Here is a 24,468-nt window from a genome sequence, read left to right on the forward strand (position 1 = left end):
GCCGGGGAGCGGCACCGCCCGACCACCGGGCGTACGCTCCCCGGCATGACCGCCGCCGACCCCGCGATGCCGACCCTCGTCGCCACCGTCCTCGACTCGCCGCGCCCCCTGGAGCTCGCCCGCTTCTACGGCGCCCTGACGGGTTGGACGGTGTTCGAGGACGACGACAGCTGGGCCCGGGTCCGTCCTGACGACGGCCCGGGCCTCTCGGTGCAGCTCGAGCCCGAGTACGTCCCGCCGACCTGGCCCGGCCGATCGGACGCGCCCGGCATGCAACTCCACCTCGACTTCCTGGTCGAGGACCTGCCTGCCGCGGTCGCGCGAGCCGAGGGGCTCGGCGCACGGCAAGCCGCGTGGCAGCCGACCGAGGACGTCCGGGTGATGCTCGACCCCGACGGCCACCCGTTCTGCCTGTTCCTGCCGGGGGCTTGAGCGTTCCCGGCTGTCCCCGCCGGTGGTGCGGGCCGGCGGGTCAACTCCCGTCCCCGGTCGGACGGACGGGCGACGGCGCCGGCCACGCCCCGCCCGGCGCACCGTCCGACCGCCCATGCTCCGCGGCGAGCCGGTCGGCTCGGCGGAACTCGCCGCGCCGAGCGATCGCCCCGGCGGCGCCGGCCGCGACCGAGATGGGCACGAACAGGATCGCCGACGGCGGCCAGACGGCGATCGGGACCGCGGCGAGCGTGCCCGCGAGCACCGAGGTCGCGACGACGTGCACCGCGCGCGAACGGACGGGGCGCATCACCCGGCCCAGTGACCACGTGAACGGCAACGCGACGAGGACGGCGCCGAAGGCGAACACGGCAGTGAGGCCGTCCATCCAGACGACCCAGAGCAGCATCTGGCCCACGACCTCGTACCAGGGCCCGCCACCGACGCCGATGCCGTCCGTGAGCGACACGAGCGAGGTCCCCGACAACCCCAGGAGCAGGACGATCGGCAGTGTCACCCCGACGAGCCACCCGTACGCCCGGATCTCAAGCCACCAGCTGTCGGCCCACGTCCGGGTCCCGTTCTGGCGGTCGGTCGTCATGCGAGGCGCCCGGCGACGATGCCGACGATCTCGGTGACCGCCGAGCGGAACGGGCGGATCCGGAGCATCGGGAGTGCGAACCGGAGGACGCGGAGCATCGCGTCGACGAGACGTGCCGTGCGGGCCTGCTCGGCGGAGGTGTCGTAGGTCCAGAACAGCGTGAGGAGCAGGTAGCCGGTCCAGAGCGCGATCGGCAGGTCACCCGCGAGGTCGCGGGGGAGCTGTTGCCGCGCAGCGTCGACGGCCTCGCGGAACAGCCCGAGCACGAGGTCCCGCGCGGCGGACGACTCGGTGGACAGCGGGTTGATCGGGGAGCCGGGCGCCATCGCGGCCGCGAGGAACTGCGGGGCGATCGCGTGGTAGCCGCGGAGGTTCGCGAGCCCGGTCCGGACGACGATGCCCACCCGCGCCGTCAGATCGTCCTCCGCGGCGAGCTGCGGGAGCGCGACCGCGCGGTGCTGCTGCTGCACGTCGACGTAGAGTTCCTGGACCAGGTGGTCTTTCGTCGGGAAGTGGTAGTAGGCGTTCCCGACGGAGAGTCCGGCGTCGGTCGCGATGCCTCGCATGGTCGTACCGTCGTAGCCACGCTCGCGGAGTGACCGCAGCGCGACCTCGCGGATGTGCGCCCGTGTGCGGCTGCGCTTCGACTCCCGGTCCTCGTTTTTGAACATGTTCAAAAACTAGCGCGCGATGCGTTCCGCCGTCCAGCTTCCGGGACGGCGATCGTCCAATCCGTCACCGTCGGACCGGCTCCGTCCCTCCGGACCGTGCGGCTCGGCGGATGGCATCCACCACGTCGAGGTTCGCGACGATGTCGTCGCCGCGCCCGTACGCCGTGCTGGGATCGGGGACGCCGGCACCGACACGACGGACGAAGGCGTCGAGCTGGTGGTCGAAGCTCGTGCCGCCGGCGACCGTCGTCATCGTCGGAGCGCCGTGTCGGGGGATGACACGGAGGCTGTTTCCGTGGTGCGGCACGATCGGTCCCGTCACCGTCACCTCGGCCTCCGCGAGTTGGAGCGTGAGGGACACCGGATCGTCCTGGTCGAACGAGCAGTGGATGCTGGCGGTGGTGCCCGTGGGGAAGCGCAGCGTCGCGATCGTGTCCGAGTCCGCGCCGCTCGGGTTCCACCGCTGACGGGCGGCCACCTCGCTCGGCTCCGCGTCGAACAGGAGTCGCGACCAGTGCACGGCGTACACGCCGTTGTGGAGGAGGGCACCGCCTCCGAGCGCGGCGACGTGCAGGATCGACTGCGGATCGTACGGGCGGGTGCCGTTGACCGAGGAGCTGATCGACGAGAGCGCCCCGTACCGGCCGTCCCCGACCAGCGTCCGGAGCGCGTCGAACAGCGGGTGGAAGCGGTAGTGGAACCCCTCCATGACGAGCCGCCCCGAGTCCGCCGCGACGGCGACGATCGCGCGACCCTCGGCGCCGCTCACACCGATCGGTTTCTCGCACAACACGTGTTTGCCCGCGCGGAGCGCCGCGATCGTCCACCGTGCGTGTTCGGCCGCGGCGTTCGCGATGTACACCGCGTCGACGTCGGCGTCGGCGAGGACGTCCTCGTAGTGCTCCGACGCGCGCGGGATGTCCCACGTCCGCGCGTACTCCGCGGCTGCCCCGGGGCGACGCGCCGCGACCCGCGCGACGCGCACGTCCGGACGACGTGCGGCAGGCTCGACCAACCCGGATGGACCGATCGTCGACGCCCCGATCATCCCGAACGTCAATGGCATGCTCGCTCCCTCGTGGCTCATCTCGGTGTTCGTGTTCGCTCCCCGCGACGCGCGGACGCTCACCAGGTGTCGGGACGCGCTCCCAGCGGGACGGGCTCCGGTCGCTCGACGCGCGACGCGATCTCGACGACGCGGTGCTCGGCGGCGGCACGGGTGATCGACTCCATCACGTCGAGCACGTGGAACGCGAGCGCGCCGGAGGCCCGGTGCGGCCGGCCGGTGGCGATCGCGTGGGCCATGTCCGCGAGGCCGTGACCGCGGCCCGCGTCGGCGTACCCGCCGGCGCCCGGGAGCTCCCGCCACGCGTCGCTCCCGGCGACGAACACCGACACGGGGTCCGAGAAGCGGTTGGGGTCGGGCACACCCAGCGTGCCCGCGGTGCCGTACACCTCGAACAGGGGTGCGCGGGTCGCCCAGACCTCGAACGACATCGTGACGGTCGAGACGCTGCCGTCGACGTGCTCGAGGATCGCGACGACGTGGGTGTCGACCGACACGTCGATGCCCGTCCCGGCCGCCGGGCCCGTACCGATCGTGCGCCGGCGGTCCGATCGCGTCGCACTCGCGCTCACCCGGGCGACGGGGCCGAGGAAGGTCACGAGGCTCGACAGGGAGTAGGGACCCATGTCGAAGAGCGGACCCCCGCCCGGCTGGTAGTAGAACCCCGGCGCGGGGTGCCACAGCTCGTGCCCGGGCGCGCTCCAGGCGACGGCGGCACCGACGGGTGTGCCGACGAGCCCGTCGTCGATCGCGGCCCGTGCGGTCTGGATGCCGGTACCGAGCACGGTGTCCGGGGCGCTGCCCACCCGGACGCCCGCGCGCGCGGCGGCCTCGAGCACCGGGGCGGCCTCGGCGGTCGAGAGCGCGAGCGGCTTCTCGCCGTACACGTGCTTGCCGGCCGCGACGGCGCGTGTGGCCACGGACGCGTGTGCGGCGGGGATCGTCAGGTTGAGCACCACGTCGACGTCGGGCGAGGTCAGGAGGTCGTCGACCGCGAGTGCCTGCACGCCCGCAGCGGCGGCGACGGCAGCCGCACGGTCCTCCAGGACGTCCGCGACGGCGGTGAGCCGGAGTCCGGGCAGGGACGGCAGGTCGGCGAGGTACTGGGCGCTGATGGTGCCCACGCCGACCAGGCCGACGCGCATCGGGGCGGTCATCGCGCGGCCTCCCCGTGGAACTCGACGCGCGGAGTCGCACCGTCGAACGACACCCGTGTCGCGCCGATCCGCCACGTGTGCCCGTCGTCCGCGTTCGCCTGGAAGAACAGGACCCCGGCGTCGGGGCCGTCGGCGAGGAACCCGGGATGTCCGGACTCGCTGTGGTTCCAGGCGCCGCCCGGACCCGCCGGGATCAGCGGCTCGTCGGCACCCCGCGTCCACGTCCGCGCGTCCGTGCTCGTCGCCCAGCCGATCTGCTGCGGGCAGTTGTTGTACGCGCCCGCGTAGAACATCGTGAACGTCGTGCCGTCCCAGCGCAGCGCCGGCGCTTCGATGCACTCCTGCTCCCACGGCAGTTCCGGTGCCAGCGCGGGACCGTCGACCGACAGCTGCTCCCAGTCCGCCCTGCCGAAGGCGCTGTCGAGGGGCGCGCGAGCGGTGCCGAGCATCTGGATCCGCATCTCCGGGTCGCGCGTGACCCAGGCGAGCACGAGGTGCTCGTCGGTCGCCACGAGGTCGGCGTCGATCGCACGTCCGCACGTCCAGTCGCCCGACGGCGCGAAGACCGGGTTCTCGGGGTTCGGCGTGAAGGCGATGCCGTCGTCGCTCACGGCGTGGCAGATCGCGTCCTCGCGACCACGGCCGTAGGTCTGGAAGAACAGGTGCACGCGTCCGTCGAGCACGACCGCACCGGGGGCGGCGGCGCCCGTCGCGTCGTAGTCGCCGAACGGCGGCAGGACGGCGACGGTGCGCCAGGACACGAGGTCGTCGCTCTCGGCCACGGCGACCGACCAGCCCTCGGCGACGTCGTCGGACCCGGACGGCAAGGAGCAGTAGAGCAGGTAGCGGCCACCGAACCGGATCACCGACGGGTCCTTCGCGTACGGGCGGCCCCGCCGCGAGGTGTCACCCCACGGTGCGCCCACCAGTCGAGGGGTGCCGGGGAGGTCGATGGACCCGAGTGCGTCGTCAGCGGTCATGCCCCGAGCCTGCTCCCGATCCGCTCGTCATGCCGCGACGAGCAGGTACCCGGCGAGCACGAACCCGCACACCGCGATGGCGACACGGAGCACGGACTGCGGGACACGCCGTGCGACGCTCGGACCGATCAGCCCGCCGATGAGCGCGCCGAGGCCGAGGGGCCACACCGCGGCCCACGTGACCGTCCCGGAGAGGGCGAACAGCACGGCGGGCACGATGTCACCAGCGAGGAGCAACACGTTCTTCAGCGCGTTCGCACGGTGCAGGACGGGTTCGCCGTCGAGCAGCAGCACGGCGATCATGAGGACCCCGGAGCCCGCCCCGAAGTACCCGTTGTAGAGCGAGACGCCGGCGACGCTCGCCGCGGCGACCGGGCGCGCCATCGTCGTCGCCGTCCGTCGGCGGTCGATCCACGGTTGCACGAGCAGCAGGGCGGACCCCGCGGCGACGAGGAACGGGACGATGCGGTCGAACACGTGCGACGGCGTCGCGAGCAGCAGGGCCGCGCCCGCGGTCGACACGACGACCGTGACCGGCAGCCACCGCCGGACGGTCGGCGCGTGCCCGACCAGGTCGCCCCGCGCGCTGAGGGCCGATCCCGCCCCGCTGCCGAGCAGGGCCACTGAGTTCGTCACGTTCGCGGCGAGGGGCGGGATGCCCACGGCGAGCAGGGCCGGGTACGCCACGAGCGACGTGATGCCGCCCGCGGTGCCGATGACGCCCGCGGCGACACCGGCCACGAACAGGAACACCGCGGTCGTCACCGTTGGATCCTGGCACGTCGCGGAGCCCGGCCGACGGGTCCGCGCCGTGGCTCGGCGGGTTCCCGCTGCCGGTCGTCAGGCGGTCGCGGTCCTCGGCCGGGAGGCCCGGTGCGGGGTTGCGGATGGGTCCGGCTCCTCGAGGTCGATCGTCCCGGAGCGGTTGCGTCCCTGCGTCTCGAGCACCGCGCTCCGCACCACGGCGCCGAGATCGCCCGTCCGCGCGTACTCGGCGCGCTGCCGCTGGGCACCCGTGCCGTGCGCGAGGACCTCGGCGATGCCCCGCTCGACGAACTGCTCGTCACCGTTCGCGCGGAGCGCCGGGCCGAGGCGCTCGAGGAGCATCCCGATGACCGTGCGCGCCTCCGCCGCACGTCCCGTGACCGGGTCGACGAGTTCGCCCTCCAGTCCCTCGAGTGCCGCCCGCCAGTTCGCCAGTCGAACCGCGCACGCGGGAGCGTCCGGGGCGGGCACGCCGTTGCGCCAGTCCGCCGCGGCGGTGTCGACCATCGCCCGCACGATGCCCGCGATCATCGCCGTCACCGCCGGGTCGAGCGGCACGTCCGCGACGCGCACCTCGACCGTCGGGAACGACCGCGACAGCCGAGCGTCGAGGTAGAGCATGCCCGCATCGAGCAGGGCACCGGTGCCGAGCATCGCCTGCTCGACGGCGTTGTACCGGGCGACGGATCCGAACCGCTCCATCGGCCCGGCGGAGGGCCACCGCGTCCACTCGATGCTCCGGTAGCTCGCGTGCCCGGTGTCCTCGCCGTCGTGGAACGGGGAGTTCGCGGTGAGGGCGATGAGGACCGGTGTCCAGGTGCGGATCCGGTCCAGCACGGCGACGCCCTCGTCCTCGGACTCGATGCCGACGTGCACGTGCAGCCCGCAGGACAGGCTCCGACGGGGCAGCGCTCCGTAGCGGTCGAGCATCGTCCGGTACCGCGGTGTGTCCCGGGCGTGCGGTCGCGTCGGGAGCGGCGCGCTCGCGAGTGCGGCGACCCGGGCACCCTCGAGCGCCGCGATCGCGTCGACCGTGCCGCGGTTCGCGAGCACCTCCTGCTCGAGCGCCGACAGCCGGTTGTGCACCGACGACACGGTCTCCAGCATCTCGAGCTGCATCTCGCCCGTCAGGGAACCGTGGGCGCGTGACCCCTGCAGCCGGGTCCGCCAGCCGAGGACCTCGTCGGCCAGGGGCACGGGCTCGCCGGTCTCGCCATCGACCAGCAGCAGTTCTTCCTCGACACCCATGGTTCGCATGCCACAACTGTGTGCGGACGCGGCCGGGAGGACTCACGGGGTTGCCAGGTGGACGACGCGGGTGTAAAGCGCGCGATCGCCGCCCGTGCGCGAGGGGCTAACGGCGGCGACGCCACGGCCGATAGTCGTGCCTGTACCGCTCAGGACGAGCGGGACACCCGCCCCACGGACGGCGGCGGGAGCACACGACCTAGGACGGGCCATGATCGTCGTCACGCGACTCAACGACAGCAGATTCGCTGTCAACCCGGATCTCGTGGAACGCATCCAGGAGAGCCCGGACACCACCCTCATCATGGTGGACGGCGCGAAGTACATCGTGCAGGAGTCGATGGCCGAGGTCATCGACATGATCGCCGCGTACCGCGCCCGGATCATCGCGATCGCCTCCGGCGTGGCCGACGACACGGCCTCGAGCGTGAACACGACGGGCCCGCAGCCGGTCCTCGCGCCGGTGTCCGACATCGCCGCACCGCGCACGTCCGAGGGGCGGCGCTGACGTGGACCTCGCGACGATCATCGGCGTCCTGCTCGCGTTCGGGGCGCTCTTCGGCATGGTCTCGATGGAGCACGTCGAGATCTCCGGACTCATCATCCCCGCCCCGATGGTGCTCGTGTTCGGCGCGACGCTCGCCTGTGGCCTCGCCGGAACCACGCTCAAGGACGCCATCGCGAACCTCAAGGCGATCCCGACCGCGTTCACCGGCAAGGTCGTGCCCCCGGCATCGGTGATCGAGGACGTCGTCGGTCTGGCTGAGACGGCGCGGACGAACGGCCTGCTGTCGCTCGAGCAGGAGGCCGACAAGCACGACGACCCGTTCCTCAAGAAGGCGCTCCAGAACATCGCGGACGGCACCGACGGCGAGGAGCTCCGGATCCTCCTCGAGGACGAGATCGAGTCGAACGCGTCGACCCTGCGGAACGCGAGCAAGTTCTTCATGGGACTCGGCGGATACGCCCCGACGGTCGGCATCATCGGCACCGTCGTCAGCCTGACCCACGTGCTCGCGAACCTGTCGAAGCCGGACGAGCTCGGGCCGCTCATCGCGTCGGCGTTCGTGGCGACGCTCTGGGGCCTGCTCAGTGCGAACTTCCTGTGGCTGCCGATCGGCGGCAAGCTCAAGAAGCTCGCCGACCTCGAGGTGGCTCGACAGACGCTGCTCATGGAGGGCCTCCTGGCCGTGCAGGCGGGCAGTCAGCCGCGCCTGCTCGGCGAGCGGCTCCGCGCCATGGTGCCGCCGTCGGCCCGCGGTGACGCGGCTCCGGCCAAGGGCGCCAAGGGCAAGGGCAAGGGCGCCGCCGACGACGAAGCGCTGGCGGCCTGACGTGGCTGGCAGAGGGCGAGGGCGCCGCGGTCACGGCGGCGGCGGACACGATGACGACGACCACCCGGACGAGCGCTGGATGGCGTCGTACATGGACATGATCACCGTGCTCATGTGCATGTTCCTGGTCCTGTTCGCGATGTCGCAGGTCGACCAGCAGAAGTTCATCGCGCTCAAGGACTCGCTCGCGACCGGCTTCGGCCAGGTGCAGAAGCAGAAGGTCGACACGGCGTCCGGCACGGTCGTCAAGCCCGACGAGGTGACGAAGAAGGACGGCAAGGGCTACGCGCTGTCGAAGTCCGATGCGGAGCACTCGAGTGCGGCGAGCGGCACGGCGAACAGCAACGCGGACGGCACGAGCGCCGACCCGAGCGCGGTCGCGGTCCCCGCGGCGGCCCCGACGCCGAACACCGCCGTGGCGAAGGCGAGCAAGGCGGACGTCGAGGCGGCGAAGAAGGAGCTCGACGACCTGAAGGCGATCGAGGCCGCGATCAAGAAGAACCTGACGGCCGAGGGCAAGACCGCGAACGTGCAGTTCGACCTCGACGCCCGCGGGCTGACGGTCCGGCTGGTCGGGAGCGAGACGTACTTCGCCACCAACAGCGCGGACCTGTCGGACGAGGCCCGGGCGGTCATGGACGCGATCGCCCCGGTCCTCAAGAGCAGCGGCCACGATATCAGCGTCGAGGGGCACGCCGACCAGCGGAACTCGACCGCGCCCTACGCCACGAACTGGGAGCTGTCCGCGGCCCGCGCGACCGGCGTGCTCCGGGATCTCGTCGAGCGCGGAGGCCTGCCGGCCGACCACGTGCAGAGCGTCGGGTTCGGGTCGAGCCGGCCGCTGTCCAAGGGGTCGACCGACGCCGACCTCGCGCTGAACCGTCGCGTCGACATCGTCGTGCTGTCGAACCAGGACCAGGACGTCAGCGCGCTCATGCCGGCCATCGCGGCTGCGCAGGACGCGGCGCATCGGGGCGAGACGGCGGGGACCACGGCGCCGACGACCGCGGAGGGCGATGGGTAGCGGCGACGGGACCCCCGCCCAGTCCGGGGGACAGCGCTAACGACGGATCACCGCGGGACCGATAGTGCCCGTCGTGACCGACCTCCTCGCCCAGCGCGCCGTGGCGTCCCCCCGCGACGACCACGGTGGGGACCAGCGTGCGCACGACGACGCCCAGGTCGAGGTGGTGGACTTCCGTCGACCGACGACCCTCGCCCGTGAGCAGTCCCGCGTGCTCGAGCTCGCGTTCGAGACGTTCGCGCGGCAGTGGGGCACCCAGTTGACCGCGAAGGTCCGGGTGCTCTCCCAGGTCACCTGCGAGCAGGTGCAGGTGCTGACGTACGACGAGTACGCCGCGTCGCTGCCGCCGCTCACCGCGATGGTGCTGCTGACGATCGAGGACGTGAGCGCCAAGGGCGTCCTGCAGTTCCCGCTCACCTCGGTGCTCACGTGGGTCAGTCACATGCTCGGAGCGGCCCGACCGCTGCCGGCCCCCGAGCGCACCTTCACCCCGATCGAGCAGGCGCTCGTGCGCAAACTCGTCGAGGACGCGCTCGACGACCTCCGCTACTCGCTCGGCACGCTCCTCGTGCAGCCGATCGGGGTCGGCTCGTTCCAGTGGAACAGCCAGTTCGCGCAGGCGGCCACGAAGAGCGACCTCATGCTCGTCGCGTCGTTCGACATCCGCGTGGGGGAGCGCATCGCGCCGGCCACCCTGGCGATCCCGCTCGAGGTCGTCCTGCCGCAGCTCGGCGAGTCGAACCCGACGGTGACGACGGCCGATCCGCGCGAACTCCTCGACGCGCAGATCGCGAACGTGCCGGTCGGGGTCTCGCTGCAGCTCGCCCCGGCGGTCGTGCGTCCGGCCGTCGTCCTCGGCCTCGCGGTCGGCGACGTCGTGCCGCTCCCGCACCCGCAGCACCGTCCGCTGACCCTGACGGTCGACGGCGAGCCGATCGGCACGGCGGCGGTCGGCGCGAACGGCTCACGTCTCGCCGGCGTCGTCGTCGCCACCACGCCCGCCGCCGCCGGCGCCCACGCACGCACTCCGAACACCGAAAGGGCGTCATGACCGCCACCATCACCCTGCAGACCTCGGTCGCCGAGGCGCTCGTCGGTCAGCTCCCGACCCCCACGCCCCTGCGCGCCACCCCGCTCACGCCGGGAGCGGCGAGCGGTGCCGCCGGGCAGGCGGGCGGCGCGGTCGTCGCGTCGTTCGTCGGTGCGCTGTCGGCCGACCTCGCGCTCGTGCTCCTCGACCTCGACGGCATGACGGCCGCCGGCGGCGTCGACGCGCCGCTCGTCTCGGTGACGGACGTCGTCCGGCCAGCGCTCGAGGCGGCGGCCGGCATGCTCGGCGTGGGCGTGCTCGGCGAGGCCGTGCGCGCGTCCGCCGCGTCGCTCCTGCTCGACCCCCAGACCACCGTGTTCGAGCTGAGCGCCGCGGGCGTCCCGGCGGGGTGGTTCGCCATCCGCATCCGCGAGGACGCACCCGCGGCCGCGGCCGTCGCCTCGTCTATCAGCGGCAACCTCGGCCGGATCAACAACGTCGAGATGGCGCTCACCGTCGAGATCGGTCGCACCCGCATGGCCGTCCGTGACGTCCTGGGCCTCGAGCCCGGGGCCGTCGTGGAACTCGACCGATCCGCCGGCGCACCGGCCGACGTGCTGCTCAACGGCCGCCTCATCGCGCACGGCGAGGTGGTCGTCGTCGACCAGGACTACGCCGTCCGCATCACGAAGATCCTCGACGTCGCCGAGGGGATCTGACCCTCCGTGGACACCCTCGTCGTCGCCCTGCGGGTCGCGCTCTCCCTCGGCGTCGTGCTGGCCCTGCTCTGGTTCGTGCAGCGCCGCGTCGCGAAGAGCACGACCGGCTCGTCGCGTGGTCGCGGACGACGCTCGGCGGCGGTCCAGGTCGTCGCGCGCCAGGGGATCGGTGGCAAGGCCAGCGTCGTCGTCGTCGACGTCGAGGGTGAGCGGCTCGTCCTCGGGGTGACCGAGCAGCAGGTGGCCGTGCTCGCCTCCGGGACCGCGCCCGCGGCGTCGGCCGCGGGGTCCGACGCGGGGTCCGACGCGGGGTCCGACGCGACCGACCCGTTCCGGGCGGTCCTGGCGGCACAGGCTGCACCGTCCCTCCCGGCCGCCGCGCAGGCGCTCACCGAGGAGCCGGAGAGCGTCGCACCCGTCCTCCGGGCCCGCCCCCGCAACCGCCGCGCCGCGCACATCGCCGTGCCCACGCAGCAGCAGCTCCAGGGCTCGATCCTGTCGGCGGACACGTGGCGGCAGGCCGCCGCGGCCGTCCGCGCGAGGCGCGCCGGATGACGCTCGTCCCCGGCGGACGCACCCCGCTGCGTCCGCTCGTCCTCGCGCCCGGCGTCGGCCGGGAGGCCCGGAGCAGCCGAGCCCGCGCGGTCCGGGTCGCACGCATCGCCGTCCTGGTCTTCCTCGGTCTCGCAGCGGTCGTCGGCTTCCTCATGCTCACCGCTGGCGGCGCGCACGCCGCCGGCGTGGTCGGGCCGACCGCACCCGCGGCCCCCACCGCGCCCGCGACCCCGTCGACGAACGGCGGCCTCGACGTGTCCGTGAACGGGCCGGACGGCACCCCCTCGTCGGCGGTCGTCACCCTCGTCGGCATCACGCTGCTCAGCGTCGCACCCGCGTTGCTGCTCATGATGACGTCGTTCACGAAGATCTTCGTCGTCCTGTCGATGACTCGGAACGCGCTCGGACTGCAGTCGATCCCGCCGAACCAGGTGATCGCCGGGCTCGCCCTGTTCCTGTCCCTGTTCATCATGGGGCCGATCATCGGGCACATCAACGACGACGCCCTGCAGCCGTACCTCGCCGGGCACATCGACTTCCAGCACGCCGTGGACGTCGGCAGTGCGCCCCTGCGGAAGTTCATGCTCCACCAGACGCGGCAGGAGGACCTGGCGTTGATGACCCGCGCGGCCGGCCGGCCCAACCCGAAGAACGAGGCCGCGGTGGGGATGACGACGTTGGTCCCGGCGTTCATGATCTCGGAGCTCCGCAGCGCGTTCATCATCGGGTTCGTCATCTTCCTCCCGTTCCTCGTCATCGACCTCGTCGTGTCCGCGGCGCTCCAGTCGATGGGCATGATGATGCTGCCGCCGGTGATGATCTCGCTGCCGTTCAAGGTGCTGCTCTTCGTGCTCGTCGACGGCTGGGGACTCATCATCAAGTCGCTCATCGAGAGCTACCAGGTGGTGTCGTGAACCAACAAGCCGTCATCGACCTCGTCCTGCAGGCGCTCATCGTCGCGGGCAAGCTCGCCGCGCCCGTGCTCATCACGTCCCTCGTCGTCGGGTTCGCGATCTCGCTCCTGCAGTCGATCACGCAGATCCAGGAGGTCACGCTCGCGTTCGTCCCGAAGGCCCTCGCCGTCGCCGTCGCGCTCGTCGTGTGCGGCAACTGGATGATCGACGAGATCGTCGGGTTCACGCACTTCCTGTTCGACCAGATCCCGAACCTGCTCGGGAGCTGACGTGGACCTGTCGATCGACTTCGACCAGCTCGAGGGCACCATGCTCGCGGGCGTACGGATGGTGGCGTTCATCGTCATCGCGCCGCCGTTCTCGTACAAGGCGTTCCCCGGCACGGTCAAGGCGATGCTCGCGATGGGCCTGGCGCTCGCGGTCGCGCCACGGGCGGCAGCCCGGTACCACGCGCTCGACACCGGCGCGTTCGTCGTCGCGCTCGTCGTCGAGCTCGCCGTGGGACTGACCCTCGGGTTCCTGGTCTACCTCGTGTTCGCGGCGGTCCAGTCGGCCGGCGCGCTCGTCGACCTGTTCGGCGGGTTCACGCTCGCGCAGGCGTACGACCCGCAGTCCCAGGTGAACGGGGCGCAGTTCACGCGCCTGTTCGAGATGACGTCGCTCGCGCTCCTGTTCGCCTCGGGCGGGTACCAGCTCATCGTGGGCGGCCTGACCCGCTCGTTCGACGCGGTGCCGCTGGCCGGGTCGTTCTCGCTGGCCGACCCGGTGCACGCGATGCTCGCCGGCACGACGCAGATGTTCCTCTCGACACTCCAGATCGCGGGCCCGCTCGTCGTCGTGCTGTTCCTGTCCGACGTCGGCCTCGGCCTGCTCACCCGCGTCGCACCCGCGCTCAACGCGCTGCAGCTCGGGTACCCGATCAAGATCGGTCTGACCGTCATGTTCGCCGGCGCGTTGTTCATGGCGCTGCCGAGCGTCGTGTCCTCGCTCACGGGTGACGCGGTGACCCTGCTGACCGGAGGGCGGTGACCATGTCCGACACCGGAGAACGCACCGAACAGGCGACCGAGAAGCGGATGAAGGAGGTCCACCGCAAGGGCCAGCTCAGCCGTTCGACCGACCTCAGCGCCTGGCTCGGGGTCGCCGCGGCCGCCGTCATGGTGCCGTCCACCATCGCATCGGCCGCCGCAGCGGGCACGGACCAGGTGTTCCGGATCGAGCGGGTGATCGCCCACCCGACGGTGGGCGCCGTCCGCGAGACCATGGCCGCCGACCTCGGCTCGATCGGGTCGACCCTCGCCCCGATGCTCGGCGTCGTCGCGGTCGTCGTGGCGGCCACCGCGATCGCGCAGGGCGGCGTGCACATCAAGCGCATGACCGGCAACTACGAGCAGTTCAACCTGCTCACCGGCATCACCCGGGTGTTCGGCACCCAGGCGCTCTGGGGCGGCGCGAAGGCCCTGCTCAAGAGCGCGGTCGTCGGGCTCGTGCTCTGGGGGGCCGTGCAGGGCCTCGTGCCCGTGCTCATGTCCTCGGGGTCGCTGCCGCTCACCGCGGTGCTGCAGGCCGCCGGGAACGGCGCCGCCACGCTCCTCCGCGCGGCGATCGCGGCCGGCCTGCTCCTGGCGGCGGTCGACGTGTTCGTCGTCATGCGCCGGAACCGCAAGAAGACCCGGATGACGAAGAAGGAGGTCAAGGACGAGCACAAGAGCACGGACGGCGATCCCCACGTCAAGTCGCACCGGCGCTCCCGACAGCTCGCGATGAGCCGGAACCGCATGATCGGTGCGATCGCCACGGCCGACGTCGTCCTGACGAACCCGACGCACTTCGCGGTCGCGATCCGGTACGAGCCGGGCAAGTCGGCACCGAAGGTCGTCGCCAAGGGCGCGGGCGCCGTCGCCGAGGTCATCCGCGACCGTGCCGAGGCGGACCGTGTCCCGATCGTCCGCGACGTCCCGCTCACCCGTGCACTGCACGCCGCGTGCGAGATCGGCGCGGAGATCCCGGTCGACCTCTACACGCCCGTGGCCCGGGTCCTGTCGTTCGTCATGGCGCTCCGCGCCCGCGGCGCCGCCACCGGCGTGCACTCGGCCCCGCGTCCCACGACCGCCGACGAGGTCGCCACCGTCATCGCCGCCGACCAGCTCGCCGGGGACGCCCTGCCCCGCCGCATCGGTCATGCCCGGACCACCGAAGGAGCCCCAGCGTGAACCGCAAGGACCTGCCCAAGCTCGCGGTGCCGATCGGCATCGTCGGCATCATCCTGCTGCTCATCATGCCGGTGCCGTCGTTCGTCCTCGACTTCCTCATCATCTGCAACATCCTGCTGGCGCTCGTCATCCTGCTCACGACGCTGTTCGTGCGGAAGCCGCTCGACTTCTCGGTGTTCCCGTCGCTGCTGCTCGTCGCGACGCTGTTCCGGCTCGGACTCAACGTCGCGTCGACGCGACTGGTGCTCGGCAAGGGGTTCGCGGGCGACGTCATCCAGGCCTTCGGGCACGTCGCGGTCTCGGGGTCGGTGATCATCGGCGCGGTGATCTTCATGATCCTCGTCGTGATCCAGTTCGTCGTCGTCACGAAGGGCGCCGAGCGCGTGGCCGAGGTCGGGGCGCGGTTCACGCTCGACGCGATGCCCGGCAAGCAGATGGCCATCGACGCGGACCTCAACGCGGGACTCATCACCGACACCGTCGCCAAGGAGCGCCGGGCAGCGGTGTCCGCCGAGGCGGACTTCTACGGCGCGATGGACGGCGCCTCGAAGTTCGTCAAGGGGGACGCGATCGCGGGCATCCTCATCATCGTCATCAACCTGGTCGGCGGCATCGCGATCGGCATGGTGCAGAACGGGCTGTCGATCACCGACGCGTTGGGCAAGTACGGCATCCTGACGATCGGTGACGGCCTCGTGACGCAGATCCCGGCGCTGCTCATGGCGGTGTCCACGGGCATGATCGTCACCCGGTCGAACGCGGACGCCGACATGGGCTCCTCGGCCGCCGCGCAGCTGACGCAGTCCCGCAACGCGATCCTCATCGCGGGGATAGCGGCCTGCGGCATGGCGTTCATCCCGGGCATGCCGATCGTCCCGTTCCTGCTCGTCGGGGCGGCGCTCCTCATCGTCGCGTACCGCCTCGGGGTCACGGCGAAGGCCGATGCGGCCGCCGCGGAACGGGCCGAGCGGGCCGCGGCGGTCGCGCCGGCGGGGGACACCCCCGAGGACCTCATCGAGCAGATGCGGGTGCACGCGCTCGAGATCCTGCTCGCGCCCGACCTCGTCGACATGGTGTCCGGGGCCTCGGACGACCTGCTCGGGCGCGTCCGCGCCCTCCGCCGCAAGATCGCGGTCGACATGGGACTCGTCGTCCCGCCGGTGCGCACGCGGGACAGCGTCGACCTGCCGCCGTCGACGTACGCGATCCGCATCGCGGGGGTCGAGGCGGGCCGCGGCACCGCGCCGGCACGGAGCGTGCTCGCCCTCGGCGACCAGCTCGACGGGCTGCCGGGGGAGCCGACGACCGAGCCGGTGTTCGGGCTGGCCGGCAGGTGGGTTCCCGCCGAACTCCGGCACGCCGCCGAGATGACCGGCGCGACGGTGATCGACCGCGTGTCCGTGCTCGTCACGCACCTGCAGGCGATCATCGGGGACAACGCCGCCCGGCTGCTCACGCGTGAGGACGTCAAGGTCCTGACGGAGGGCGTCAAGCAGACCAACCCGGCAGCGGTCGAGGAACTCGTGCCGGGCATGCTGTCGATGGCCGAGCTCCAGCGTGTGCTGCAGGGCCTCCTGGCCGAGCGCGTGCCGATCAACGACCTCGGGCGCATCTGCGAGGCGCTGACGCTCCGGGCGAAGGTCTCGACGGACCCCGAGGGACTCGTCGAGGCGGCCCGTGCGGCGCTCGGCCCCGCCCTGGCCGCGCGCTACCTCGACGGCAGCGTGCTCCGGGTGATCATGATCGACCCCGGGCTCGAGCAGTCCATGCTCGAGGGGCTCCGCCCGTCCGAGCAGGGCACGCAGATCCTGCTCGACGCCCACCGGGTGGAGCAGGTGCTCGGATCGGTCCGCGATGCCGTGGGCGCCGTCGAGCACCAGGGCCTGTCGGCCGTGCTCGTGTGTGCGCCGCAGCTCCGTCCGGCGATCCACCGCCTGGTGTCCGCCCAGTCCAACGGCCTGCCGGTGCTCTCCTACCAGGAGGCGACCGCCGCGGGCTCCACCATCGAGACCGTGGGAGTCGTCCGTGCCGCCGATCCGATCGCAGCGTAGTGCGCCGACGCTCGACGCCCTGCGCGCCGACGTCCGCGCCGAGTTCGGCCCGGCGGCCCGCATCGTCGCGGCCGAGCGGGTGACGACGGGCGGCATCGGCGGCCTGTTCCGGAAGCACCACTACGAGGCGACCGTCGAAGTGCCGGCGCCCGGCGACGAACCGGTGGCGCGCGTCGCCATCGACGCGGGTGGGCCCCGTCGCGCCGGGATCCTCGCGTTGCTCGAGGACGCCGAGGCCCGGGAGGACCGGCTCGCCGCCGCCGACGCCGTCACGACCCGTCGTGGTCGCCGCGCTGCTGAGGAAGCGCGCGGGTCCCTCCGCCCCGTTCCCGGCATCCCGGCCTCGGGCAGGTCGGTGTCGTCCGGTCCCGGCCCGGGCGGTCCGCTCCTGGTGGGAGCAGACGAGGAGGTCGTCGCGACCCGCTCGGACGCCTTCGCTTCGCTCATGGACGACTTCACCTTCAACGGCCTGGCGCCGCGCGTCCCGCTCGGTGAGGCCCTCGGTGGGGCCGGGACGGCGACGCCCGCGGTGGGTCCGGCCGTTCCGCTGCCGTCCGACCGGGAGGACCGGCTCGTCGAGTCGACGCCCCTCACCCCGGTCGCGGCCGGCGTCGACGGGTTCGTGCAGGCTCCCGTCCCCGACGCGACGGACCGGATTCCCGACCCGCCCGCGGTCCGTCGCGCCGACGGTGACCTCGTGCTCGTCGTGGGCCGGTCCGCGGCGGTGACCGAGGTCCTCCCGGTCGTGGCGACCGCACACGCGCTCCGGATCCTGCCTGTCGAGGACCGGCGATCGGCGATCCTCGCCCGAGCCGCGGGGGTCCAGGAGGGCACGGCGGTCGTGTCGTCGTTCGTGTGGAGCGGTGCGGCGGACGACCCGGAGCGTGCCGCACGACTCGTGGGGATCGCGCCCGACCAGGTGTGGGTGGTCGTGGACGCGGGCCGCAAGCACGACGACACGGCGCGCGAGGTCCGCGCGGTGCAGCGGACGATCGGCGTGACCGGGGTCCTCAGCGTCGGGGCCGAGGACACGACGACGCCGGAGACCGTGCACATGCTCGGGTTCCCCGTGGTCGACGTCCGGAGCTGGCGGTGACCGTCGACGCGATCGGCGCCGTGCCGAGTCCGCACCGGGGGCTCCCCGCGCCCGTCCGCCGATAGGCTGTCGGGATGCTGGTGCTCACACGCAAGATCGGCGAGCGGATCCTCGTCGGTGAGGACATCGTCATCACCGTCCTCGACTCCCGCGGCGACGGCGTCCGCATCGGCATCGACGCCCCGCGCGGCGTCAAGATCCAGCGCGAAGAGGTCGTCGCCGCCGTCACCGAGGCGAACGTCGAGGCGAGCCGGTCCTCCAGCGATGCCGAAGCGCGGCTGCGCGCGGCGCTCGGTGCCCTGGGCGGGGGCGGCGGCGCCCCGGGTGGGGACCGTCGCGGCGACGCCGAGGAGCCTCGCTGAGGCTGCCTCCCGGCTGACCGCGTCAGGCGAGCGCGACCAGCGCTGCGAACGCCCCGGCCCACAGCATGCTCGCGAGCGTGCCGATGATGAACCGTTCCCGGGCCTCCGCGCTGTCGAGCTCCGAGAACCGGCCGAGGCCCTTGATCGCGATCACCGCGGCGACGATCTCGAGTCGACCGACGAGGATCGCCGCGACCACCGCGATGCGTTCGAGGTGACCGATCGCCGCGCCACCGCGGAGGACCTCGTGTCGCTGCCCGTCCCCGCGCTGATCGAGGATGAGGATGCCCCCGTTGCGCCCGGGCGTCGCGTCGCGGTGCGTCGCCAGGCGGAGCACGACGGCGGTGGCGGGTCCGCCGCCGACGACGCCGAGCACGCTCATGAGCACGGTCATGGCGCTCGCGAGTGCCGGGTCGGGGGCGGGGACGCCGACGTGGAACGCGAGCGCGAGTCCGCCGGCGGCGAGGGGCACGACCCCGGCGAGGCCGGCCGCCGTGCGGGGTTCCCGGCCCGAGGTGAGTGCGAGCACGCAGCAGACGAGCAGGACCACGGGGCCGACGATCCAGACGAGGACCTGCGCCGCGGTCATGCCGGCGCTCCGTCCGGTTCCGGGCGGTCCGCGTCCTCGAGCAGCCGGACCAGCGCCGCCCGCACGGCGTCGTCCTCACGGAGCCCGGCGGCGGCCGCGCGCTTGCTCGCCGCCTGCGGGCTGATCCCCAGGTGCCGGGCGGCCTCACGCTGGCTCATGCCCTGGTCGAGCAGGTCGGCCAGCTCCCAGCCCTCGGGGGACCGGCGCGCGCGGAGCCGGATTGCCTGCGTGACGAGGGGTTCGACGTCGTCGGCGGTGCGGTGCCGGCCCGGCTCGACGGCGACCGCGACGTGGTCGGGCCGGTCCTTCGCGCGCTCGACGGCTTCGCGCGCACGGTAGAACGCGGTCCCGGATGCCGCACGGGTCGCCGTGGGCAACGGCGTCTGGACGTCGCCGATGCCGCACCCGATGCTCCAGTCACCCGCACGGGCGAGCCGGAAGACGACGTCGAGCGCGGCGCCCGCGTCGGCGGTGGCGATCTGGAGTTCATCGCCCGCGGTCCGGTCCGCGGGGAGGAGCAACCGGGGCCCCACGGCAGCCCTGATCGCGGCGAGCGCGGCCTCGACGAGGTCGGCTCCGTGTCGACTGTCGATCTGGTCTGCGGTGATGACGTACATGCTCGACCTCCGCGTCAACCCTACGAGGTTGATCTGGTGCGGATCAACCCTGGGAGGTTGATTGCTCCCGGATCAACGCGCCAGGGTTGACCGCTCTGCTCATCGTCGCGGGCGGGGCTCCGCGCCGGGAGTCCGTCCGGCGGCCCGCTCGGCGGCGTACCACGCGCGGGCCTCGTCCTGCCGTCGCGCCTCCGCCCCCGAGGCGATCGGCGCACGGACGTGGCCGGGCTCGTACCCGAACGTCGCCACGAGGTCCGTCGCCAGCGGCCGGAGTCGGCCCACGAGCCGGTCCATGGTGGCCGAGACGGCAGCGCCCCGCTGCGCGGACAGACGCCCGTGCATGAGGTGCCAGGCGAGGTGCTCCTCGACGAGCCCGAGTCCGAAGCAGTCGCGGAGCCACGTCAGCACCGTCCGCGAGTCGTCGTCGGGGGCGTCGGCGAGCGCCGCCGTGAAGGCGTCCCACTGCATGAGCTCCGCGTGGGCACGAGCGGCCTCGATGAGCTCGTGCTGCTGCGCGTTGAGGAGGCGCGCCTGGCGGACGCGGTCCTTCCCCGCGCTGCGGAGACGCATGCCGATGCCGGCCACCATCGTGTCGACGCGGTCGGCGAGGAGTCGGCGCTGCGTGACCGGGTCCCGGAGGTCCTGCGACGCGCGGCGGACGGAACCGCGGTCGAGCACGCTCTGCCCGACCGCACGGACCCGCGTCGCGTCGGCGACCCGGCCGGCGACCCGAGCGGCCACGAAGCGGGCTGCCCCGGCCGGGTCCCGTGGTGCCGCGGCGGCGAAGTCACCGAGCAGGCGCTTGCCGACCAGCTGGAGGAGCACGGTGTTGTCGCCCTCGAACGTCACGTACACGTCGAGGTCGGCCCGGAGGCCGGTGAGCCGGTTCTCGGCGAGGAACCCGGCCCCGCCGCACGCTTCACGGGCCTCCTGCAGCGTGTCGAGCGCGGCCCACGTGGACAGCGGTTTGAACGCCGCGGCCTGCGTCTCGAGGTCCTCGCGCCGCTCCGGCGTGTCGGCGCGACCGCTGAACACGTCGTCGAAGGTGCGGAGGAGCCGCTCGTGGGCGAACGACTGCGCGAACACGCGGGCGATGCGGGGGATGAGCCGGCGCTGGTGCTGCCCGTAGTCGAGGAGCACGCCCTCCTCGCCCTCGGCGGTCGGGAACTGCCGACGCTCGGACGCGTACGTGACCGCGATCTGCAGCGCGAGCTTCTGTGCGACGACCGCGGCGCCGTCGAGCGACACACGGCCCTGCACCAGGGTGCCGAGCATGGTGAAGAACCGGCGGCCGGGGGACGCGATGGGCGACGAGTACGTGCCGTCCGGCGCGACCGCGCCGTACCGGTCGAGCAGGTTGGTCCGCGGGACCCGGACGTGGTCGAAGTGCAGGCGGCCGTTGTCCACCCCGTTGAGGCCGCCCTTGACGCCGTCGTCCTCGCCACCGATCCCGGGCAGGAACGCGCCGGTCGCGTCGCGGAGCGGCACGTAGAAGGCGTGCACGCCGTGCCCGACCCCGCCCGTGACGAGCTGCGCGAACACCACCGCGGCGACCCCGTGCACCGCCGCGTTCCCGATGTAGTCCTTCCACGCACCCCGGAACGGCGTGTGGATCTCGAACTCCTCGGTCGCCGGGTCGTACGTCGCGGTCGTGGCGATGCTCTGGACGTCGGAGCCGTGCCCCGTCTCGGTCATCGCGAAGCAGCCGGGCACCGTGAAGTCGAGGATGTCGGGCAGGAACTCCTCGTGGTTGTGCTCCGTGCCGAGGTGCAGCACCGCCGAGCCGAACAGGCCCCACTGCACGCCCGCCTTGATCTGCAGCGACGGGTCCGCCGTGGTGAGCTCCTCGAAGGCCGCGACGTTGCCGCCGTGGTTCTCCTGACCGCCGAACGACCGCGGGAACGGACGCTGGATCGCGCCCTGTTCGACGAGCAGCCGGCACTGTGCGAGGGCCCGCTCGCGGTGGTCGTCGACCGAAGCACCCTCGAGGCGGTGCGTCGCCGGGTCGAGCGCCAGCGCGCGCGAGATCCGGCGGTCCTCCGCCCAGCGTCCGAGCAGCATCTCGGCGACCCCGGGGACGTCAATGCGCGGACGGGACCGCCGGTCGGCCGCGTGGGGTGACGAGCCACCGGACGCGTCCGGTGTGGGTGCGATGGGGACGTCAGGGACGGCGATGTCGACCATGGACGGGAGGCTATGCCCGCCTCCGCGTGCTCGCCAGCAGCCGCGTGGTCGCCCGACAAGGCCGACCCGGGGGAGTCGACGCCCCTGTGGAGGTTTCCTCCAAGCGGCCTCCGGTGCGGGTCCACAGGATGCAGGCCGTCCGGATGGGGGAGCCGTCCCTCCGGACCGGGTAGCGTTGCGGACGCACCGTTCGGATCTGGAGGACCCCCATGCTCACTGTCATCGCAGTCGTCATCATCGGCATCGGCGTGCTCGGCGGCGTCGGCGTGTGCGCGGCGTTCGGCGCCATGCTCAAGGGCGGCACCGAAGGCCGCAGCTGACCCGACGGGACGCCGTGCCACCATCGGCGCGCCGTCCCGTCGCCGTCCGGGCTAGCGTGGCGAGGAGTCCCGTCCAGCACTCCCTCGAAGGAGCAACCGCGTGCCCGCCTCCACCGTCCGCGTCGGCGTCCAGATCGCCCCGCAGCACTCGCCCTACGCCACCATCCGCGACACCCTCGCCGAGCTCGAGGACCTGGGGGTGGACATCGCCTTCAACTGGGACCACTTCTTCCCGCTGTCCGGCGACCCCGACGGCACGCACTTCGAGGGCTGGACGATGCTCGCCGCCTGGGCCGAGCAGACGACGCGGATCGAGTTCGGCCCGCTCGTGACCTGCAACACCTACCGGAACCCGGACCTGCTCGCCGACATGGCCCGCACCGTCGACCACATCAGCGCGAAGGACGGCGCCGGGCGGCTCGTGTTCGGCATCGGGTCCGGGTGGTTCGAGCGCGACTACGCCGAGTACGGGTACGACTTCGGCACGGCCGGGAGCCGGCTCGACGCGCTCGATGCCGCGATGCCCCGGATCGAAGCCCGTTGGGCGGCGCTCAACCCCGCGCCGACCCGGAAGATCCCCGTGCTCATCGGCGGTGGCGGCGAGAAGAAGACGCTGCGCATCGTCGCGGAGCACGCCGACATCTGGCACAGCTTCTCGGACGTCGAGACGCTCGAGCGCAAGCTCGGCGTGCTGCACGAGTGGTGCGAGCGCGTCGGCCGGCCCACCGACGCGATCGAGATCTCGACGGGCGTCGACGTCTCCGGCACGCTGACCGCCGAGCAGGGTTCCGCCCTCGACGCCCAGCACGCCCTCGGGGCACGGCTGTTCACCATCGGGGTGAGCGGGCCGGACATCGACCTGGCGCCGGTCAAGGCGCTGCTCGCCTGGCGGGACGGCGTCAGCGGCTGAGACGAGGCCACCCTGCGGAACGACGAAGGCCCCGGGGACTCCCCGGGGCCTTCGTGGTGGTGGGCGATACCAGACTCGAACTGATGACCTCTTCGGTGTGAACGAAGCGCGCTACCAACTGCGCCAATCGCCCCTGCGCGGCTGCCCGCGCCCATCGATACTACTGGAAGCAGCGCCGTCGTCCTATTCGGCGACGTCCGCGCGCGTCGTCAGCTCGCTGACACGCCCGGCCTGGCTCGTTTTGCGATCCGGGCTGGAGGTCGGATAGAGTAACGGAGTCGCAGCGAGCGGCGGGCCGGAAACGGACCGTCCAGTGGCGGCGATGCGGATGTGGCGCAGTGGTAGCGCATCACCTTGCCAAGGTGAGGGTCGCGAGTTCGAATCTCGTCATCCGCTCGAGTGCAGGATCCCCGGATCCTGAAGGCTCACCAGAGAGGATCCCCACCGATCCGGTGCTCACGGAGACGTGAACCTCAGCACGGTGGGGTGGCCGAGAGGCGAGGCAGCGGCCTGCAAAGCCGTATACGCGGGTTCGAATCCCGTCCCCACCTCGAATTCGTATCGTTCGCAAGGGCGGTAGGAGTTCAACTCTGGGCGATTGGCGCAGCGGTAGCGCGCTTCCCTGACACGGAAGAGGTCACTGGTTCGATCCCAGTATCGCCCACCACGTAGCAGCCCCCGGGTCTCCGGGGGCCCTCTTCGTTTCGCGGTGTGGTCGTGCTTCTCGCTTCATCCCGAGGCACCGTTTGGCACCCCCTGCTGCTGACGTCGCCGGCAAGGTGACGAGAGGGATTCTGCGGTTCACGCAGACGTGCCTCCGCCTCGCCGATCCGCCCCGGCGGATGCCGACGTTCGAATGACGTGCCCGCATCGAGACTGACACCGGACGGGCTCTGTGAGACACGGCGTCCGGCGCATCGTCCGGTCGTGCTCCGTCGTTCGGCGGGGGATCATGCATCGGGCACTGGTCACAACGAGTCGTCGACGACGGGTGCAGCTTGAGCACCGTTGATCACGGTGAGCAGCAACGCGTTCAGCTGAGCACTCTGCGAGGCGTCCAACCCGAAGGCGCTGAGGTCGTTCGTCGCCAGGGCCACAGTCTGTGCCGCATCGAGCGCGGCCTGCCCGGCCGGCGTGATCGCCGCCGGGTTCCTCCGGCCGCGTGCGCGGACACCGACCCTGTGGACGAGGCCGCGTCGCTCCATCCCGTCGAGTACATCGGACATGCTCTGCGGGCGCACGAAGACGGCCGGGTCCGTCGAGGTCCGGTTGACGATCGGCTACCGGACGCTGCATCTACCCAGAGACCGCCAGGCAGGGACACCGTGTGTGACTCCGAAGATGGGCCACTCGACCTAAGGCCGCGGCGGAGTCAACGCCGACGGGACTTCGTAGCGCCGATACCTCCACCAACAACGGCCAGCATGAGCCCTCCTGATCCCAGGGCCGACCCGGCCAGAGTAGGCAAACCCGCGTACCCGACGAGCAACGCTGACCCGATGGCAAGCGCAAATCCGAGTACCGCCAAGGAGTACCAAAAGCGGGGTCTCCCGTCTGGCGTTGGGCGCTTCTCGGCCATGCGGCGGGGGTATCGAACGGGCGCTGTGCGGACGAGCGTCGCGGGAGCAAC

26 protein-coding genes and 4 tRNA genes are annotated in these 24,468 nt (G+C 72.3%); 18 read left to right on the top strand and 12 right to left on the bottom strand.

Translation table 11 applies throughout. From position 1 onward, the window contains the following. Nucleotides 1-45: 45 nt before the first annotated feature. Nucleotides 46-432, top strand: a complete 387-nt coding sequence (locus tag DEI81_RS02205) for a VOC family protein (RefSeq protein ID WP_258368439.1) — start codon at nucleotides 46-48, stop codon at nucleotides 430-432. Between the two features lie 40 nt (nucleotides 433-472). Here the strand turns inward: DEI81_RS02205 and DEI81_RS02210 are convergent, their stop codons facing one another. From DEI81_RS02210 to DEI81_RS02240, 7 genes are all read right to left on the bottom strand, one after another. Continuing rightward, nucleotides 473-1,033 carry a hypothetical protein gene (locus DEI81_RS02210; RefSeq protein ID WP_111008842.1) on the bottom strand — a complete coding sequence of 187 codons (561 nt, stop codon included), beginning with the start codon at nucleotides 1,031-1,033 and terminating at the stop codon, nucleotides 473-475. Then, entirely contained in the window at nucleotides 1,030-1,704 is a 675-nt protein-coding gene (locus DEI81_RS02215; protein WP_111008843.1) for a TetR/AcrR family transcriptional regulator, read from the bottom strand. The genes DEI81_RS02210 and DEI81_RS02215 overlap by 4 nt, the downstream gene beginning before the upstream one ends. Before the next feature lie 64 nt (nucleotides 1,705-1,768). Then, the gene (locus tag DEI81_RS02220) at nucleotides 1,769-2,770 is read right to left on the bottom strand and encodes a Gfo/Idh/MocA family protein (protein ID WP_181435293.1); all 1,002 of its coding nucleotides are present in this window, start codon (nucleotides 2,768-2,770) and stop codon (nucleotides 1,769-1,771) included. A gap of 59 nt (nucleotides 2,771-2,829) precedes the next feature. Beyond that, the gene (locus DEI81_RS02225) at nucleotides 2,830-3,927 is read right to left on the bottom strand and encodes a Gfo/Idh/MocA family protein (RefSeq protein WP_111008845.1); all 1,098 of its coding nucleotides are present in this window, start codon (nucleotides 3,925-3,927) and stop codon (nucleotides 2,830-2,832) included. Then, nucleotides 3,924-4,907, bottom strand: coding sequence for a glycoside hydrolase (locus DEI81_RS02230; RefSeq protein WP_111008846.1), 984 nt, complete (start codon nucleotides 4,905-4,907; stop codon nucleotides 3,924-3,926). Before DEI81_RS02230 ends, DEI81_RS02225 begins: the two co-directional genes overlap by 4 nt. Before the next feature lie 27 nt (nucleotides 4,908-4,934). Next, complete coding sequence (locus DEI81_RS02235; RefSeq protein WP_111008847.1) at nucleotides 4,935-5,672, bottom strand: sulfite exporter TauE/SafE family protein; 738 nt, start codon at nucleotides 5,670-5,672, stop codon at nucleotides 4,935-4,937. 75 nt (nucleotides 5,673-5,747) lie between these two features. After that, nucleotides 5,748-6,929 (bottom strand): glutamate--cysteine ligase, encoded by a 1,182-nt coding sequence (locus tag DEI81_RS02240; RefSeq protein ID WP_111008848.1) that lies wholly within the window; start codon nucleotides 6,927-6,929, stop codon nucleotides 5,748-5,750. A 202-nt stretch (nucleotides 6,930-7,131) separates the two neighbouring features. Here DEI81_RS02240 and DEI81_RS02245 point away from each other — a divergent pair, with 202 nt between their 5' ends. From DEI81_RS02245 to DEI81_RS02305, 13 genes are all read left to right on the top strand, one after another. Beyond that, nucleotides 7,132-7,428, top strand: coding sequence for a flagellar FlbD family protein (locus tag DEI81_RS02245; protein ID WP_111008849.1), 297 nt, complete (start codon nucleotides 7,132-7,134; stop codon nucleotides 7,426-7,428). A gap of 1 nt (nucleotide 7,429) precedes the next feature. Further along, nucleotides 7,430-8,254: a motility protein A gene (locus tag DEI81_RS02250; RefSeq protein ID WP_111008850.1), complete on the top strand. Its 825-nt coding sequence runs from the start codon at nucleotides 7,430-7,432 to the stop codon at nucleotides 8,252-8,254. A 1-nt stretch (nucleotide 8,255) separates the two neighbouring features. Beyond that, nucleotides 8,256-9,278 carry a flagellar motor protein MotB gene (locus tag DEI81_RS02255; RefSeq protein ID WP_258368440.1) on the top strand — a complete coding sequence of 341 codons (1,023 nt, stop codon included), beginning with the start codon at nucleotides 8,256-8,258 and terminating at the stop codon, nucleotides 9,276-9,278. Between the two features lie 73 nt (nucleotides 9,279-9,351). Then, the gene (locus DEI81_RS02260; RefSeq protein ID WP_258368441.1) at nucleotides 9,352-10,329 is read left to right on the top strand and encodes a flagellar motor switch protein FliM; all 978 of its coding nucleotides are present in this window, start codon (nucleotides 9,352-9,354) and stop codon (nucleotides 10,327-10,329) included. Continuing rightward, on the top strand, nucleotides 10,326-11,027 hold the full coding sequence (gene fliN, locus DEI81_RS02265; RefSeq protein ID WP_111008852.1) for a flagellar motor switch protein FliN: 702 nt from the start codon (nucleotides 10,326-10,328) through the stop codon (nucleotides 11,025-11,027). Before DEI81_RS02260 ends, fliN begins: the two co-directional genes overlap by 4 nt. A 6-nt stretch (nucleotides 11,028-11,033) precedes the next feature. After that, nucleotides 11,034-11,582, top strand: a complete 549-nt coding sequence (locus tag DEI81_RS02270) for a flagellar biosynthetic protein FliO (protein WP_111008853.1) — start codon at nucleotides 11,034-11,036, stop codon at nucleotides 11,580-11,582. Beyond that, nucleotides 11,579-12,496, top strand: coding sequence for a flagellar type III secretion system pore protein FliP (gene fliP / locus DEI81_RS02275; protein WP_111008968.1), 918 nt, complete (start codon nucleotides 11,579-11,581; stop codon nucleotides 12,494-12,496). The genes DEI81_RS02270 and fliP overlap by 4 nt, the downstream gene beginning before the upstream one ends. Beyond that, nucleotides 12,493-12,765 (top strand): flagellar biosynthesis protein FliQ, encoded by a 273-nt coding sequence (gene fliQ / locus DEI81_RS02280; protein WP_111008854.1) that lies wholly within the window; start codon nucleotides 12,493-12,495, stop codon nucleotides 12,763-12,765. The genes fliP and fliQ overlap by 4 nt, the downstream gene beginning before the upstream one ends. Before the next feature lies 1 nt (nucleotide 12,766). Beyond that, complete coding sequence (locus DEI81_RS02285; protein WP_258368442.1) at nucleotides 12,767-13,525, top strand: flagellar biosynthetic protein FliR; 759 nt, start codon at nucleotides 12,767-12,769, stop codon at nucleotides 13,523-13,525. A 2-nt stretch (nucleotides 13,526-13,527) separates the two neighbouring features. Further along, nucleotides 13,528-14,709, top strand: a complete 1,182-nt coding sequence (locus DEI81_RS02290; RefSeq protein WP_111008855.1) for a flagellar biosynthesis protein FlhB — start codon at nucleotides 13,528-13,530, stop codon at nucleotides 14,707-14,709. 65 nt (nucleotides 14,710-14,774) lie between these two features. Beyond that, the gene (locus DEI81_RS02295; RefSeq protein ID WP_375334754.1) at nucleotides 14,775-16,760 is read left to right on the top strand and encodes a flagellar biosynthesis protein FlhA; all 1,986 of its coding nucleotides are present in this window, start codon (nucleotides 14,775-14,777) and stop codon (nucleotides 16,758-16,760) included. Beyond that, complete coding sequence (locus tag DEI81_RS02300; protein WP_111008857.1) at nucleotides 16,735-17,856, top strand: hypothetical protein; 1,122 nt, start codon at nucleotides 16,735-16,737, stop codon at nucleotides 17,854-17,856. Before DEI81_RS02295 ends, DEI81_RS02300 begins: the two co-directional genes overlap by 26 nt. Before the next feature lie 74 nt (nucleotides 17,857-17,930). Then, nucleotides 17,931-18,218 carry a carbon storage regulator gene (locus DEI81_RS02305; RefSeq protein ID WP_111008858.1) on the top strand — a complete coding sequence of 96 codons (288 nt, stop codon included), beginning with the start codon at nucleotides 17,931-17,933 and terminating at the stop codon, nucleotides 18,216-18,218. 22 nt (nucleotides 18,219-18,240) lie between these two features. On the opposite strand, the gene DEI81_RS02310 is transcribed toward DEI81_RS02305, so the two are convergent. The 3 genes from DEI81_RS02310 to DEI81_RS02320 form a co-directional block, all read right to left on the bottom strand. Continuing rightward, the gene (locus DEI81_RS02310; protein ID WP_111008859.1) at nucleotides 18,241-18,807 is read right to left on the bottom strand and encodes a hypothetical protein; all 567 of its coding nucleotides are present in this window, start codon (nucleotides 18,805-18,807) and stop codon (nucleotides 18,241-18,243) included. Further along, nucleotides 18,804-19,424 carry a DNA-binding protein gene (locus tag DEI81_RS02315; RefSeq protein WP_111008860.1) on the bottom strand — a complete coding sequence of 207 codons (621 nt, stop codon included), beginning with the start codon at nucleotides 19,422-19,424 and terminating at the stop codon, nucleotides 18,804-18,806. Before DEI81_RS02315 ends, DEI81_RS02310 begins: the two co-directional genes overlap by 4 nt. Before the next feature lie 99 nt (nucleotides 19,425-19,523). Next, complete coding sequence (locus tag DEI81_RS02320; protein WP_111008861.1) at nucleotides 19,524-21,608, bottom strand: acyl-CoA dehydrogenase; 2,085 nt, start codon at nucleotides 21,606-21,608, stop codon at nucleotides 19,524-19,526. Between the two features lie 420 nt (nucleotides 21,609-22,028). Between DEI81_RS02320 and DEI81_RS02325 the strand changes: the two genes are divergently transcribed. Continuing rightward, nucleotides 22,029-22,838 (top strand): LLM class F420-dependent oxidoreductase, encoded by an 810-nt coding sequence (locus DEI81_RS02325; RefSeq protein WP_111008862.1) that lies wholly within the window; start codon nucleotides 22,029-22,031, stop codon nucleotides 22,836-22,838. 57 nt (nucleotides 22,839-22,895) lie between these two features. On the opposite strand, the gene DEI81_RS02330 is transcribed toward DEI81_RS02325, so the two are convergent. Then, nucleotides 22,896-22,971, bottom strand: a tRNA-Val gene (locus tag DEI81_RS02330). A gap of 191 nt (nucleotides 22,972-23,162) precedes the next feature. Between DEI81_RS02330 and DEI81_RS02335 the strand changes: the two genes are divergently transcribed. From DEI81_RS02335 to DEI81_RS02345, 3 genes are all read left to right on the top strand, one after another. Beyond that, nucleotides 23,163-23,234 (top strand) — tRNA-Gly (locus DEI81_RS02335). 84 nt (nucleotides 23,235-23,318) lie between these two features. After that, nucleotides 23,319-23,389: transfer RNA gene (locus tag DEI81_RS02340), tRNA-Cys, on the top strand. Nucleotides 23,390-23,430: 41 nt separating this feature from the next. Beyond that, nucleotides 23,431-23,505 (top strand) — tRNA-Val (locus DEI81_RS02345). Between the two features lie 301 nt (nucleotides 23,506-23,806). Here DEI81_RS02345 and DEI81_RS02350 read toward each other — a convergent pair. Next, entirely contained in the window at nucleotides 23,807-24,043 is a 237-nt protein-coding gene (locus tag DEI81_RS02350; RefSeq protein ID WP_146243987.1) for a hypothetical protein, read from the bottom strand. Nucleotides 24,044-24,468 lie beyond the last annotated feature (425 nt).

This window comes from Curtobacterium sp. MCBD17_013 (genome assembly GCF_003234565.1).
Lineage (GTDB): Bacteria > Actinomycetota > Actinomycetes > Actinomycetales > Microbacteriaceae > Curtobacterium.